The sequence below is a fragment of the Priestia sp. ST2 genome, assembly GCF_055810735.1.
In genome coordinates this window covers 479849-495384 of sequence record NZ_JBVVNT010000003.1, presented here as the reverse complement: position 1 = coordinate 495384, position 15536 = coordinate 479849, and the positions used below count along the sequence as shown (strand labels likewise).

Here is a 15536-nt window from a genome sequence, read left to right as displayed (position 1 = left end):
TTTATCTTGCCAAGGCACGTGTCATATCAGGAGAGACGCCTATGAAAAAGAGGCTGGGACATAACTAAATCTATCCAATCTAAAGAAAAATCAATTGGATAAAGGAGCTAATAGGCATTGCTTTTTAAAGTGCTGTTGATTTCCATGCCAGCCTTTGCTTTCTGCTTGTCCCGCAGGAGTCTTCGTCTTGTACAGATAGAAGCCGCTATATACATGAAACCTACGCTCACCATATCAATAAAAAAATCCGAACCATTCATCGTTCGGATTTTCCTTCAAATAACATACTTTTGTACCAGCTTGTTTAAGATTAGCAAGTATAGACTTTTTCGTGTAAAGTTAGCGCTTTTATCTGATCGTGATCAGGTTCGTAGCCGATGCCTGGTGTATCAGGCACGGAAATAATACCGTTGTCGACCGTGATTTCCGGATGAACGATATCACGCGGCCAGTATTTAGAGGATGCGGCCGTATCTCCGGGAAGCGTAAAATTGGCAAGTGTGGTAATGGCAATATTATGTGCTCGTCCAATACCTGATTCCAGCATGCCGCCGCACCATACGGGCACACCGTAAGTTTGACAAAGGTCATGAATTTTTTTTGCTTCTGTCAGTCCGCCTACTCGTCCAATTTTAATGTTAATAATTTGTGTGCTTCCAAGTTTAATAGCTTTTCGAACGTCTTCAGCTGAATGAATGCTTTCATCTAAGCAAATGGGCGTGCGCATGCGGATCTGCAGTTCAGCGTGATCAATTAAATCATCATGAGCCAACGGCTGTTCAATCATCATTAAATCAAACTCATCAAGCTGAGCAAGGTGGTCAGCATCTGCAAGCGTATAAGCAGAGTTCGCATCAACCATCAGCGGAATAGAAGGGAACTCGTTTCGAACCGCGCGCGTCAAGTTAAGATCCCAGCTTGGCTTAATTTTAATTTTGATCCGCTTATATCCTTCATTCAAGCCGGCGTCAATTTTGCGAAGCGTTTCGTCAATCGTAGGCTGAATGCCAACGCTAAGACCAACTTCAATTTGACTTTTACTGCCTCCTAACGCTTTAGATAGAGAGAGGTTTTGCCTGCGCGCATACAAATCCCAAACTGCGCCTTCTAACGCCGCTTTTGCCATATAATTGCCTCGGATATGAGCAAAGCGTTCAGATATTTCGTCAGGATGCTTAATTTCTTTCTGTTGAAGTAAGGGAATTAAAAAATCCTCCATAATGTGCCAGTTTGTTTTGAGCGTTTCTTCTTTATAAAAAGGATCGGCGCACGCTACGGATTCAGCCCAGCCGGATCGTCCGTCTTCGTCTTGAATTTCTACTAAAATAAAGTCTCGATCCACTTCTTTCCCAAGGCTTGTGGTAAACGGATGAAGTAAATCCATTTTTAAATGCCGTAAAATGACGTGTTTTATCTTCATTTTTGTACCTCTTTTTTCGTTAAAATATAAAAATGAACGGGTGCGCTGCTTTCTGGATACTTCATGAAGTTTGTTACTTGGAATCCTTTTGCAAAACACGTTTGAAATACGCGTCTTGTACGCATACGCCAGTCTAATGCCAGAGAAGGAGAGACTTCTTTCATTTGCTGAAACGCAGATGGAATAGCTACAGACACGATGTCATGATCAAACCATTTTTCATCAATATCTGTAACAGAAGGAAACCCTTGATCCGTTAACGTCCATTGAATGAGCGATGCGTCCATTATTTGATCTGGCGTATAAAGAGGCTGAGCTCGTTTTGTATCTTCTGTGGATGCCCATTCCACAACGAATCGATCAGAAGGCAAGTCAGCATTTAACGGATCGTTCATGTCTCCGTAGCAGTTTTCAATATAGGTAGAACAAACGGCTCCAAGCTTTCCAATATTTAAATACCCGTTGGCGCTTTCTAGAGGATCATACGTCCAGCTGATATATGAATAACCCTTTTTTTTACTTTCTTGTCTCTGCACATGCTTAAGTTTGGCACCGATACCCATGCTGCGATAGGCAGGGTCAACTGCTAATATATGAGAACATAAATAGACACACGTTCCGTCAAACCCGGGAAAACTATATTGAAAGCCAATCAGCTTTTCATCTAGAAATGCACCAAGAACAAGACCTCCGTTTTTAACAGCGGTCAAGGTTTGATGAACGGGCGTTGCTTCTTCTTCTCCCCAGACGCGGCTTTCTAATGCACGTACGTCTTCTAGTTCAGTGGTTGTTGTAAGTGAACGAATCGTTAAGGCTTCAGTCATTTGTTTACTTCCTTTCTATTATCTATTCTAAAAAGATGCCTTGCTCGGCATAGAGTTTTTCCAAGTGTTCTTGTCGTTTTCCAGCCGTTTTTTTATCTCTTTTTTGCATGCTGCTAATGACAATTTGAGATAGGGCAAGAAGCGATAAAATATGTTCGGTTGTTCCAGCTAAAAGCGTGATATCAGCGATTTGACCTACCGGAGACAGACGGCGGTCTGTAATGGCAATTACTTTCGCTCCTTGTTTTTTAGCCTGCTGGGCTACTTCAAGCGCTTCTTTTGTATACCGCGGCAGTGAAAATACAACAACAGCAGATTCACTAGTAAGATTGCATAGCGTTTCAAGCAAAAATCCTGTTGGAAAAGATAAAAGAACATGATTGCGAAGCTGATTCATTTTATAATACAGCCAGTAGGCTGCCGTATGAGATTCGCGGAAACCTGCAATATACACTTGATCACTTTTGATAAGCGCATCTACAGCTTGAGATAATTCTTTTTCGTCAATAGGGGAAAGCCATTCACTAAAAGGTTTCTTTTCTTCCGCTGCAGGCTTGCTAGCTGCTTCTTTTGATTCGGCAGAAGAAAGCCATTCTTTTCGCATTAGCTCCTGCAAATCAGAAAAACCATTTAACCCAAGTGCGTAAGCTAGACGAATAACGGTTGTTTCACTGACACCTGCTTCTTTACCAATTTGCCCGGCCGTGTACAGCGAGCCTTTTTCCGTAAAATTAACGAGAAACTCCGCCACTTTTTTTTGACCGCGGGAAAGGTCAGGGAATTTATGTTTAATTAATTCTTGAAATGATGGATTCATATAGCCTCCTATGAAAGAAGTTATAACTTCATAAAAATATATTAATGCATTTTTAACTTCATTTCAATTGCTGTTTCGAAATAAAAAGAAGTCCTCGTGATATAATAAATTGATTATTCAAAAATAAATGCCGTTATTCAAAAACGAATTGTATTTTATTCAAAAATGAATAGAAAGAGGGGAGCATACATGAATTCAGAGTGGAATGAAAATCAGTGGATCCTTCATTCATTAAAAGATGATTTGCTTGTGACCGATGAAAAAGGCATCATTGTCCGAATACATGAAGGAACGGGAAACATTTACGATGTAAAAGCCGAAAAACTGCTGGGAAAGTCTGTTTATGAACTTGAAAAACAAGGGCTGTTTACGCCAATCGTTACGCCAATTGTGCTTGAAACAAAGAAGAAAATTACGCTTGTACAAACAACTAAACAAGGCAAGCAAGTGCTCGTTACGGGCATTCCTGTCAAAGATGAAAAAGGAGAGATTAAAAGAATCGTCAGCTATTCTCATGATGTGACGGAGCTTATGGAAATGAAAACATATCTTGATGCGATGGAAGGCGAAATGCAGCGCGTAAAGAGCGAGCTTATGCTGCTGCGGAACCAAAATCTATCAACAGAAGGAATTGTATGCAACAGCGAAAAGATGCAGCACGTTCTTCGTACGGCTGTTCACGTTTCGAATGTAGACGTAAATATTTTACTTTTAGGGCAGTCAGGAGTAGGAAAAACGCACTTAGCCAAGCTGATACATAACAAAAGTACAAGAAGCAAAGGGCCATTTATTGAAGTGAACTGCGGGGCGATTCCAGATCATTTATTTGAGGCTGAACTGTTTGGCTACGAAGCGGGTGCTTTTACCGGTGCATCTAAAAATGGAAAGGTGGGACTGGTCGAATTAGCAGATGGAGGTACGCTTTTTCTAGATGAAGTGGGAGAACTGTCACCGGCGCATCAAGTTAAAATTTTAAAGCTCATTCAAGAAAAACAGTTTTATTCCGTTGGCGGAAGAAAGCCTAAAACCGTGGACTTTCGCTTAATTGCAGCGACGAACAAAGATTTAGAAAAAGCCGTTGCTGAAAAAGAGTTTCGAGAAGATTTATACTTTCGTCTAAGCGTCGTACCGATTACCATTCCATCTTTGAACGAGCGCCCTGAAGATATTTTTCCGCTGCTCACACATTTTGCCGAGCAGTTTGAAAAGAAATACAACCGAAAAAGAACGTTTGATAATGCGGTTATTCACGCACTGCTTGCACATGAGTGGAAAGGAAACGTACGAGAGTTAATCAATGTGATTGAACACGCCGTGGTTGTGTCTTCACAAACGCTGATTACAATGGAGCATTTGCCGCATTCTCTGCACAGAAAGAAACGGATTCAGCACGTTGAAGAACACGGGGAAATAAAGCTTAATGATGCGTTAAACGAGCTGGAAAAAGAGATATTAGTAAAAGCAAAAAAACAGTATAAAACGACAACAGAAATAGGTGAAGCACTTGGAATCAGTCAGCCTTCAGTTGTTAGAAAATTAAAAAAACATTCCGTTTCTTAACGTCTTTGGCACGCTCTTTGCATGTGAAACAAGTACAAACACATTACTTGATAGATTGCGAGGAGGAAGTTAGATGACGCAGGCATCACTTACACAGTTAATGAACAGTCTACCGGATTTACTAGCACCAAGCATGGCCAAAGATCACCCTAATTTACCGGTGGTAAAAGCAGAGGGCTGCTACTACTATGGAGCTGACGGAAAAACGTATTTAGATTTTACATCAGGTATTGCAACAGCGAATACAGGTCATCGTCACCCTAAAGTTGTACAAGCGATTAAAGAAAGCGTTGACCATCTTATGCACGGCCCGTCAGGTGTGATTATGTATGAATCTATTTTACAGCTTGCCGAAGAATTAAAAACAGTATTGCCAAGAGGATTGGACTGCTTTTTCTTTGCTAACAGCGGAACTGAAGCAATTGAAGGAGCATTAAAACTGGCAAAGTACGTTACGCAAAGACCTTATAAGGTTTCGTTTATGGGCTGTTTTCACGGCCGTTCTCTCGGAGCGCTTAGTGTGACAACATCAAAAAGCAAATACCGGAAATTTCTTCAGCCATCGGGCTTAACGTATCAAGTGCCTTATGCAGATGTGACTCAGTGTCCGAAAGGAGAAGATCCGGAAATCTACTGCGTGGAAAAGCTGGAAAGAGATTTTGACACTTTGTTTAAGCATCAAGTCACGCCGGAAGAAGTAGCGTGCATGATTGTAGAGCCGGTTCTTGGAGAAGGCGGCTACGTGATCCCTCCGAAAGCGTGGCTGCAAAAAATAAGAGAAGTGTGTGACAGACACGGCATTCTGCTTATTTTTGACGAAGTGCAAACCGGCTTTGGACGGACCGGCGAGTGGTTTGCAGCCCAAACGTTTGACGTGACGCCTGACATTATGGCAATCGCAAAAGGCATAGCATCAGGACTTCCGTTAAGTGCGACCGTAGCTTCCAAACAGCTAATGGAAAAGTGGCCGATTGGTACACACGGAACAACTTTTGGAGGCAATCCTATTGCTTGTTCAGCAGCACTTGCGACGCTGGACGTATTAAAAGAAGAAAAGCTGATTGAAAACTCAAAAGCAATGGGGAAATATGCAGCGGATCAGCTTCAGCATTTGAAAGCGAAGCATGAAGTTATCGGAAGTATTCGTTCAGTAGGACTAATGATTGGAATTGAAATTATTAATCCAAAAACAAAGCAAGGTGACGGAAATCTTCTTCTTGAGATTCTAGACAAATGTTTGGAAAAAGGGGTGCTGTTTTACCTTTGCGGAAATAGCGGAGAAGTGATTCGAATGATTCCTCCTTTAACGATTACAAAAGAAGAAATTGATGCCGGGCTTCGGGTATTAGACGAAGCATTAACAGAAATCACAAGTCTTCACGTGATCTAAAGCTTTAGGAAGCTCTTTGTTTCAATGAAAAATAGATTGACCCATAATAAGGAGGAATCTGTTATGAACGGACTGGATATGACGGTTATGTTTGTCTATTTTGGCGTATTGGTTGTAGCTGGTATTATTGGCTCGTTAAAAGCAAAGTCATCAGAAGATTTTATTTTAGCCGGACGAAACTTAGGGATGTTCATGTATTTAGGGTGTTTGTCAGCCGTTATTTTAGGCGGAGCGTCGACGATTGGAACGGCTCAGCTTGGCTATGAGCACGGGCTGTCTGGCATTTGGTTTGTGACGATGATTGGACTTGGAATCATTACGCTTGGCACGATTTTCATTAAGCGGATTTCGTCGTTGAAAGTGACAACTATCAGTGAACTGCTAGGAAAAAGATATAACGCTCAAGCGCAAATTATCAGCGCCGTTGTTGCCGCTATTTATACACTCATGGTATCAGTCACTCAAGTGATTGGAATGGGAACGATCATTCATGCGCTGCTTGGATGGAACATGACGGCCTCGATGTTAATTGGCGGTTCGATTGTTCTGTTCTATACGATTCTAGGCGGAATGTGGAGCGTAACGGTTACTGATATTATTCAATTTGTTGTAATGACAGTGGCGATTTTTGGATTTATGCTTCCAATGAGTGTATCAGAAGCAGGAGGGTTCAAAGCCCTTGCCGGAGATTTGCCATCATCTTATTTTGATTTTTCATCCATTGGATACGGTCAAATCTTTCAGTATTTCCTCTTGTATACGCTTGGTATGGCAGTATCTCAAGATATTTGGCAGCGGGTATTTACGGCGCGAACAGAAAAAATCGCCCGAAACGGCTCCATTTTTGCAGGTGTGTATAGCATTGCCTACGCGATTGCGGGAAGCGTAATTGGAATGTGTGCGTACTTGCTGCTGCCAAACGCAGAAAGCAGTCAAAGCACATTTGCGACGCTTGCAGTTCAAATTCTGCCTCAAGGGTTATTAGGTCTCGTATTAGCGGGCGTTTGTTCGGCGCTGATGTCAACTGCTTCAGGAACGCTGCTTGCGTCTTCTACGCTGATTAGTAACGATATTATTAAAAAAGTGTGGCTTAAAAATATTTCAGAGAAAAATTATTTAATTTTAACGCGCGTAAATACGCTTATTGTTGGCGTGCTTGCTATTATTTTTGCTCTTTGGATTCAAGACGTGCTTGTCGCTTTAGACGTTGCGTATGCCATTTTATCAGGAGCAATTTTTGTTCCGTTTGTTGTGTCGCTGTTTTGGAAAGAAATTCATCCAAAAGCAGGGGTTTCAGCTATTGTTGTCAGTACACTAGTAGTACTTGGAGGTCTATTGATTGAAGGACTTTCTTCTACCACGCCAATCCTATACGGAATTTCAAGCAGCATTATTATAATGGCTGGATTTGCGGTTATGGCTCGAAACAAAGAACTGTCTGATCAAGAAAAGGTTCAAGAAGATATGTGAATAAGCAGTTAAAAAGCTTCTCATAGTAAAGTGAGAAGCTTTTTAGATTTTTGTATGCATAAGTATAGACAACAAACGGCAAGGAGGAGTACACTAGACGCTCAGATTATAGGGATAAGGAGGTTGTTACATGAAAAGCAGAACGTCTGTAATGGTTAGTATTGTGCTGGCAATGCTAGTGGCTTCGCTTGATTCAACGATTATGAATACGACGATGCCCGTTATTGCAAAAGAGCTTGGAAGATTTGATTTGTACGCGTGGTCGTTTGCTTCGTACATGATTGCAAGTACGATTTTATCTCCAGTAGCGGGAAGATTATCGGATTTATTTGGCCGCAAAAAAGTATTTGGGTTTGGAATTATTGCTTTTTTAATTGGTTCGATGCTTTGCGGCGTGGCGAATACGATGATTCAGCTGGTTCTTTTCCGTGCGGTTCAAGGAATAGGAGCCGGATTTATGGTGGCGTTTCCCGCTATTATTGCCGGAGACTTATTTCCCGTCGAGAAACGAGGGAAAATTCAGGCGCTGTTTACAACGATGTGGGGATTATCAGCTGTATTAGCTCCGCTTTTAGGCGCTTTTTTTGTGGATTATTTAACGTGGAGATGGATTTTCTTTATTAATTTACCCGTATGTATTGTTTCATTTCTGACGTTAATGCCATATCAAGAAAGCTATAAGCCGAAAAGAGCAAAAGTCGATTACATCGGTGCCATATTGTTTGGAACGGGCGTTACGTCACTGCTGCTTGTGACGGTAGTGGAACAGAACCGAGTTGTGTATACAGTCGCGGGACTTATTTTATTAGTGATTTTTTATCTCCATGAACGAAAACACGCTTCACCAATTGTACCCCTGTCTATGTTCCAAAACAAAACGCTGTCATGGATTAATATCAATGCATTTATTGGAACGGTGGCTTTATTCGGTACGTCAAGCTACATTCCATTATTTTTACAGCGAGTAGCGCATCTGTCGCTGTTTATGAGCGGAGTTGCGCTGTTAGGAACGGCGGTCGGGTGGATGTCTGTATCTGTGCCAGCAGGTAAATGGATTTTAAAACACGGCTATAGAAAGCTATTGTTAATCGGGAATGTGCTGCTGGTTGGTTCGGGAACACTGCTGCTTATGCTAAATGAAAGTCACGGTTTCTTTTATGTGTTTTGCGTCATGATTGTCCAAGGACTATCGTTTGGACTGCTTTCTACGGTTGGCGTCATTGGTGTACAGCAATTAGTAGGAGGACATGAAAGAGGTATTTCAACATCATTTTTTATGTTTTGCAGAAACATGGGAACAGCCATCGGCGTTACGATTATGGGTGCGTTGCTCACTTCAGGCGGAAGCTTCATGGCAGGCATTCATCACTTGTTTTTATTTGGCTTTGCAGGAAGTATCGTGGCTTTATTGACTTCCTTAAAAATTCAAAACGATACGGAATCAAAGCATAGCCGAGCTGCTAGTTGAGGGAATTTATGCTAAATATGTTTATTTCATAAAAAAACGGGAAGAAACCAAATAAGGTCATAGAATTGCCTGAGAAATCGTAGGCATATTCTTCTTCTTCTTTCACTTACTACATGTGGGACGCCGGGTATCGGCGTCTTTTTTTTGTGCTGTAAAGAAGCTGCTTATATTATCCATAAGTAATCTCGTTCACATAATGGGACTTTTTACAAAAATAAGTCTTTAAATGGTAAGGAACATTAGGTATAATTTAGTGGTTATTTAGCATATTTTAGAAATGTTTGGCTAAGTTTGTACGAAAAAGTGAAAGGGGAAATTTCATGTCTTGGCTCACCAAATGGTCGTTCAAAAATAAAGCGGCTATCACCATTATGTCTATTTTAATTTTAGCTTTAGGAGTCATTAGTTATTTTACACTTCCGATGGAATTCCTGCCGACCGCTGATCAGCCTCAAGTGTCAGTAGTGGTTATGGGGCAAGGAACGGATGCGGATTCTATGGAAAAACAAGTTACGTCACCGATTGAAGAAGCGGTAGCCGGTGTTAAAGGAAAAAGCAACGTGTACTCGACGACGGGAGACGGCTATTCCAAAATCGATCTTTCATTTGAATCCAAAACGGATATGAAAGAAGCAAAAACAAACGTCCAAGAAGCGCTGTCTTCGGTGCAGCTTCCAGCCAGCGTATCAAAGCCTAATGTTATTCAATTAAATACCTCTATGATTCCCATCGCAGATATTTCACTCACATTTAAAGAAGGATTAACAAGAGACAATCTGGATCTTGCAGAGAAAAAACTGATCCCTAAATATAAAGACATTAAAGGCATTGCGAGTGTTCAAACGTATGGAACAGCGGATTCCTACGTGTCTATTAAAGTTGATAATAAAAAATTGTCACAAAAGAACGTGACCATTGATAAAGTCATCAGCGTGTTAGAAGGAAAAAACACGTCGCTTGCAGTTGGAGAAAAAGTCATTAATAACAAGTCGAGCAACATCAATGTAACAGGTAAAGTCGACAGCTTGGACAAAGTGAAAAAGCTGCCGGTTGCACGGAATGTAACGCTAGGCGACCTTGCAAAAGTAGAGGTGAAAAAGCCTGAAGGCGTCGTAACGCATATTAACGGAAAAGATGCACTTTTACTTATTGTGACAAAAGACAGTCATTCAAACGCCGTTAGCATTACAAAAGAAGTAAAAAAACTGTCTCAGCAAATTAACAAAGACTATAACAATGTGGACGCTTCTGTATTTTTTGCAACAGGGGACAGCGTGCAAAACTCTGTTCATTCCATGATGAAAGAAGTGTTGCTGGGCGCACTTTTTGCGACCATTGTCATCATGCTGTTTTTACGCAGCGTTCGCTCTACGTTTATCACGATTGTATCCATTCCTTTATCGCTTTGCTTTACGCTGTTCTTACTGTCTAAATCAGGCGTCACGCTTAATATTTTAACGCTTGGAGGAGTAGCCGTAGCGATTGGGAGATTAGTAGATGATAGCATCGTTGTCATTGAAAACATCTTCCGGAAAATGCAAAAAGAAAAGTTTTCGCTTGGTTTAATTATTGATGCCACAAAAGAAGTAGGCTCTGCTATTACCGCTTCTACGTTAACAACAGTAGCTGTCTTTTTACCAATCGGCCTTGTAAACGGAGGGCTTCAGGACTTTATGCTTCCGTTTGCTCTAACGCTGACGTATTCACTGCTGTCTTCATTAATTGTGGCACTTACGGTTGTACCGTTAATGAGTGCGGGATTATTAAAAAATGAAAAAATTCGCAAGCACAAGCAGCCGGTTCGTTTTACAAAAGTCATTACGTGGTCGCTTAATCATAAATGGGTTGTACTGCTGCTTTCGCTGCTTTTATTTGTGGGATCTATTGGCGCGTACACGATGATGCCTAAAGGAGCGGTTGATAACTCTTCATCTGACTTTGTAGGCACAACGTTAAGCTATCCAAATAACACGCCAATTAAAACCGTAGAAGAAAAATCACTGCAGCTTGAACGCTATATTTTAGCTCAAAAAGAAGTAAAAGAAGTATACATGCAGCTTGGTAATACGGACGAAGGAGCCAAGTGGGGAGACGTTGGTTCACCTACTGAAGCTACGTATACGATTACTGTAAAAGACAGTGGAAACACGGATTCCCTAATGAAACGAATTCAAAATCAAAAGAAACTCTATGACGGAGGGGATCTTAGCGTAAGTGCTGCTTCACTAATGGGAGCGTCTACTACTTCGATTACCGTTGATGTAATTGGAAATGACATGAACAAGTTAGAAAAGACGGCAAGCAGCATTAAGAAAGAAATCAGCGATATAAAAGGAGTAGACAAAGTTTCTACGAACCAAGACGAAAAGAAAACGATTTACTCTTTAGACGTAGATCCAACAAAAGCGAATACGCAGCAAGTAGCGCAGCAGCTTGGTGTTATGCTGAACAAAACGCCGATTGGAGCGATAGATTTAGAAGGCAAGCAAGCAAACGTACTTCTTGAATCTGTCCTAAATCCCACATCACCAAAAGAGTTAAAAGATATTTCTATTATGACAGAGACAGGACCGTCACCTGTTTCAAAAGTGGCTTCGCTAACGCAAGCTGAAAAGCCGACCAATCAGTTTCATAAAAATGGAGACCCGTATATTCAAGTAACAACGGATGTCAATCCAGAAAAGCTTTCAGAGATTAATAAAGACATTCAAACAGCGATTTTTGGAGACGGTAAGAATAAAGGACTGTCGATTTCAAAAGATGTTGACGTTGTAATCGGAGGAGCAAGCACTCAGCAAGGAGAAGATTTCTCTGACTTGTTCATTACAATGCTTGTGTCGATTGGCATTGTGTTCTTAATTATGGTGATCACGTTTAAAACAATCCGCACGCCGTTTGCCATTTTATTTTCGCTTCCGCTTGCAGCGATTGGTGCTGTTTTAGGATTATTAATCAGCCGCATTCCAGTAGACGTAACGGCTTTATTAGGCGCACTGATGCTGATTGGTATTGTTGTAACCAACGCCATTGTACTATTAGACCGAGTGAAGCAAAATGAAAAGAAAATGATTATGCGCGATGCCATTGTCGAAGCAGCCGCTACGCGTATGCGTCCAATTGTCATGACGTCCGCTGCTACGATTTGTGCGATGCTGCCGCTATTATTTAAACAAAGCGAAAGCGGAAGCCTTGTTTCTCAAAGTCTTGCAGTCGTTGTAATCGGAGGATTAGCCGTTGCGACTCTTCTTACGCTTGTAGTCATTCCGGTTGTATATGAACTGCTTCATTTCAGAAAATCGAAAAAGCAAAGAATACAGCAAAAACAGCAGGAAGACGTAACTCCGCTATAATGTTTAAAAGAGGCTAGGACATAAGTATATTAGTTGAAGGAAGATCCGAACGATGAATCGTTCGGATTTTTTCATTGATGATAGGGTGAACGTAGGTTTCATGTCTCTAGTTGCTTCTAGCTAGAATTGATTTGGTTACATTCCAGCTTCTTTTTTATGAAACCTTTTGGCTAGTCAAACGTATAGTTATACAAAGAGATGGAGGGATAATATGTTTGCAATAAAGGAGCAGTGTTCCGTTTGTCAAAAAGAAATTCAGCCGAATGAAGAAGTATGGATGCGGATGAAGTACCCAAGTAAAAGAGGCATGACCGAAATTAAAGCTTTTCTACATCAAGAAGCGCAGTTTGTATGCATGGACTGCTTTGAAAAAACAAAAAAATGAGTCAAATGCAGATGTTCTCTTTTCAAAATATTGACATATTATATTTTGTAGTTTAATATTTAGATAATTATCTAAATACTTAAATATGATGGAGATGAACTTCAATTGAATGAAACGTTTAAAGCTTTAGCGGATCCCACTCGCAGAAAGATTTTAGAGCTGCTGAAAGAGCGGGATTTAACCGCAGGAGAAATTTCCGAGTATTTTAATATGACCAAACCAAGCATCTCAAATCATTTAAAAATCTTGAAGCAAGCGGACCTCGTTCAAGATGAAAAAAGAGGGCAGTTTGTGATTTATTCGTTAAATACAACCGTTTTTCAAGATTTAATCGGCTGGTTTTTCAGCTTTCAGAAAGGAGAGAGTTAAATGAAAAAACACGTATTTCCTTTAAGCATTACCCTTTTAACACTGGTTGCATGGCTGATTGCACTGCCGCATCTTCCAGCTACGATGCCCATTCACTGGGGAGCAAATGGAGAAGCAGACGGATTTGCAACGAAGATAAATGCAATGATCTTAACAGTAGGAATCATGGTACTTATTTATTTTATCATCGCATTTGTTCCGCGAATTGACCCGCGTAAAGAAAATTATAAGTACTTTTCAAAAACATATAACATCGTGTTAAACGCCGTACTGCTATTATTCTTTTTTGTAAATATGAGCACTATTTTACAGGGGCTGGGCTATAACGTGCCGATGTCGTACATTGCTCCAATTATGGCTGGACTCGTTTTTATCATTATCGGAAACTACTTGCAGCGCGTGCGCTCGAACTATTTTATGGGGATTCGTACACCGTGGACATTGAGCAATGAAACCGTATGGAAAAAGACGCATCGTTTATCTGGAAAGATCTTTTTTATCGGCGGACTGCTAATTCTTATTAGCGCTTTTTTACCTGATGGATACAAGTCAGTTATCATGTGGGGCAGTATCGTTCTGTGCGTGGCGGTTCCTTATCTGTATTCGTACCTGGCTTATAAAAAAGAAATGAATATGTGAGCATACAAAAAATCCGGTGAACATACCGGATTTTTTTATGGATAACATATCAGCCGTAACGCCATCGTTCGTGTCACGCCAGCTGATGAGAATAAATACAGCATAAAGTATGAAACGCGTTTCAGGTCAAGAGCTGCTATGGAAAAACTTACATTTGCTTACGATCGCTTGCTTCAGGCGGCTTTTCAATCCATCCGTTTTTAATCATTACTTCGCTGCAGCGCCCGGCTACTTTTAAGTCTCGTAAAATACATGCTTCACAGTGCCCGACAATATCAAGCCTCATGCTGGTAGTCATTGCCGTTGCGTAATAGGTAATGGCTACTTTAAACATTGCGCTTGCGTGAAACGTCATCAGCTTTTCTGAAAAAGGCGCATGCGTAGACGTTGTGATTTCATTATCCAAAAGCGGAGGAGTATGAAGGTTTTCTTCGTGCATAATGGAAGAATAAAGCTCAATATGCTTGTGTGCTACATCAAGCCCTGCCTCCATTACTTTCCGTACATCTTTTCGTTTGCTCACTTGTTTAAACGCAATTAAAAGCGCTTTGGTTGCCATGCTTTTGCGTAAATTAAAATAAATATTTCCAGCTTCATTTGCGTTTAAAAGACGCTGCTTCCCTACAAAATCAAGAGCGTAAGTCAACTCTGTAATCGACTCTTGCTTTTTCGGGGTTAAAAAATAAGGAGCTGGCACATAAAGATTTTTTGCTAAAAGCAGGTCGAGCGACCGATTGTAGATTTCCATGGCATCTAAATTGCACTGATGATAATAATCTCGAAGATCTCGGCGAACTGACACGCTAAATGAAATACCGTACCCTGACAAGCCGTGAATCGTCATGTCGTGAAGATACTTCAGCCAAAAAGAGTCTGTAAAAAGCGGAGGTGCGTGCAAGTCCACATCTTCATCTGTAAATCCTTTCGGCAGCGGAAAATGTTCAGCATGAAAAATGGCAGTAAGCAGCTCAATATGCTTTTTTGATAACTCTAGCGAAAAGGCAAACAGCGACCGAATCTCGGCATCCGTTACCGTTGCAAGGACGTGTTTCGCTACACAGACCGCCAGCGTATCCTGGTGATACTGCGTGCATAGACTCGTTATTTCAGTTGAAGTCAAACGCTTGCTTTCTGCTTTCAATTGGCTTTCCTCCTATCTATAAAAATGGTACGTATCTATGAAAAAACAGATAAGTATAGTGTGGACAAGGGTGTGTTAAATTATTCCATGGCCAAATTGAAATCAAAATAGAAAAAAGATCTGCCCGGTAAAGAGCAGATCTTTATATATTGGTTTATTTTTTATTCATTGCTTTTTCAATTTCAGGATAGGTAATGCCGTATTTTTTAGAGACGGTAACTAAACCGATAATTTCTTCTTCAGTAGGTGGTCCCACTTGCGGCAGAGGAGCATTTGCGGGAACGGAAGTACCGAGTTCTTTAACGAATGAATCAAAGCCTGCAGGAGAAGCAGTAAGGATAAATTCTGTTTCTTCTGGTCCAGTCACAAAGCGGTGCTGAATACCTCTAGGAGCAAAAACATAATCGCCCGCTTTTGCTTCAATTATTTCTTCTCCTATGTAAAAAATCATTGAGCCGCGCTTTACGTAAAACGTTTCGTCTTCATGTTCGTGAAGGTGAAGCGGGGGACCTTGGTTTGCTGGTTTCACTACATGCGCCACGGCGTAAGCTCCGTTTGTATCTTCACCTGCTACAAGAAGCGTTACTTTTTCATCAAGAAAATGAAATGTATTTTCATCGTGTGGCATACGGTGAAAAGCGTTTGTTAGCTGATTATGAGTTGCTGTCATCCTTTTATCTCCTTTAAAAACATATTTTGAGAT

The 15536-nt window shown here is 40.9% G+C and carries 13 protein-coding genes; 8 read left to right on the top strand and 5 right to left on the bottom strand.

Annotated features, from left to right (window positions below):
- Positions 1-310 precede the first annotated feature (310 nt).
- The 3 genes from menC to AC0KUU_RS14915 are packed head-to-tail and all read right to left on the bottom strand — an operon-like array spanning position 311 to position 3061.
- Complete coding sequence (gene menC, locus AC0KUU_RS14925) at positions 311-1420, bottom strand: o-succinylbenzoate synthase (RefSeq protein ID WP_097824153.1); 1110 nt, start codon at positions 1418-1420, stop codon at positions 311-313.
- Entirely contained in the window at positions 1417-2244 is an 828-nt protein-coding gene (locus AC0KUU_RS14920; RefSeq protein ID WP_340597964.1) for a GNAT family N-acetyltransferase, read from the bottom strand. Before AC0KUU_RS14920 ends, menC begins: the two co-directional genes overlap by 4 nt.
- Before the next feature lie 22 nt (positions 2245-2266).
- Positions 2267-3061, bottom strand: coding sequence for a MurR/RpiR family transcriptional regulator (locus AC0KUU_RS14915; protein WP_043979964.1), 795 nt, complete (start codon positions 3059-3061; stop codon positions 2267-2269).
- Positions 3062-3250: 189 nt separating this feature from the next.
- On the opposite strand from AC0KUU_RS14915, the gene AC0KUU_RS14910 reads away from it, so the two are divergent.
- The 8 genes from AC0KUU_RS14910 (at position 3251) to AC0KUU_RS14875 (ending at position 13692) form a co-directional block, all read left to right on the top strand.
- A complete protein-coding gene (locus AC0KUU_RS14910) occupies positions 3251-4621 on the top strand; it encodes a sigma-54 interaction domain-containing protein (protein ID WP_340597961.1) in 1371 nt (456 codons plus the stop codon).
- Between the two features lie 73 nt (positions 4622-4694).
- Positions 4695-6011 (top strand): aspartate aminotransferase family protein, encoded by a 1317-nt coding sequence (locus tag AC0KUU_RS14905; protein ID WP_340597959.1) that lies wholly within the window; start codon positions 4695-4697, stop codon positions 6009-6011.
- A 63-nt stretch (positions 6012-6074) separates the two neighbouring features.
- On the top strand, positions 6075-7481 hold the full coding sequence (locus AC0KUU_RS14900; RefSeq protein WP_340597957.1) for a sodium:solute symporter family protein: 1407 nt from the start codon (positions 6075-6077) through the stop codon (positions 7479-7481).
- A gap of 130 nt (positions 7482-7611) precedes the next feature.
- Complete coding sequence (locus AC0KUU_RS14895) at positions 7612-8949, top strand: MFS transporter (RefSeq protein WP_162213733.1); 1338 nt, start codon at positions 7612-7614, stop codon at positions 8947-8949.
- 320 nt (positions 8950-9269) lie between these two features.
- Positions 9270-12299, top strand: a complete 3030-nt coding sequence (locus AC0KUU_RS14890; protein ID WP_340597955.1) for an efflux RND transporter permease subunit — start codon at positions 9270-9272, stop codon at positions 12297-12299.
- 211 nt (positions 12300-12510) lie between these two features.
- Positions 12511-12684 (top strand): Fe3+ hydroxamate ABC transporter substrate-binding protein, encoded by a 174-nt coding sequence (locus tag AC0KUU_RS14885; protein ID WP_097824148.1) that lies wholly within the window; start codon positions 12511-12513, stop codon positions 12682-12684.
- 105 nt (positions 12685-12789) lie between these two features.
- A complete protein-coding gene (locus AC0KUU_RS14880) occupies positions 12790-13053 on the top strand; it encodes an autorepressor SdpR family transcription factor (protein WP_013082079.1) in 264 nt (87 codons plus the stop codon).
- A complete protein-coding gene (locus tag AC0KUU_RS14875) occupies positions 13054-13692 on the top strand; it encodes an SdpI family protein (RefSeq protein WP_098332140.1) in 639 nt (212 codons plus the stop codon).
- 148 nt (positions 13693-13840) lie between these two features.
- Here the strand turns inward: AC0KUU_RS14875 and AC0KUU_RS14870 are convergent, their stop codons facing one another.
- Together AC0KUU_RS14870 and AC0KUU_RS14865 are read right to left on the bottom strand one after the other, a co-directional pair.
- Positions 13841-14833, bottom strand: a complete 993-nt coding sequence (locus AC0KUU_RS14870) for a DUF3231 family protein (RefSeq protein WP_340597952.1) — start codon at positions 14831-14833, stop codon at positions 13841-13843.
- 154 nt (positions 14834-14987) lie between these two features.
- On the bottom strand, positions 14988-15503 hold the full coding sequence (locus AC0KUU_RS14865) for a cupin domain-containing protein (RefSeq protein WP_043979940.1): 516 nt from the start codon (positions 15501-15503) through the stop codon (positions 14988-14990).
- Positions 15504-15536 lie beyond the last annotated feature (33 nt).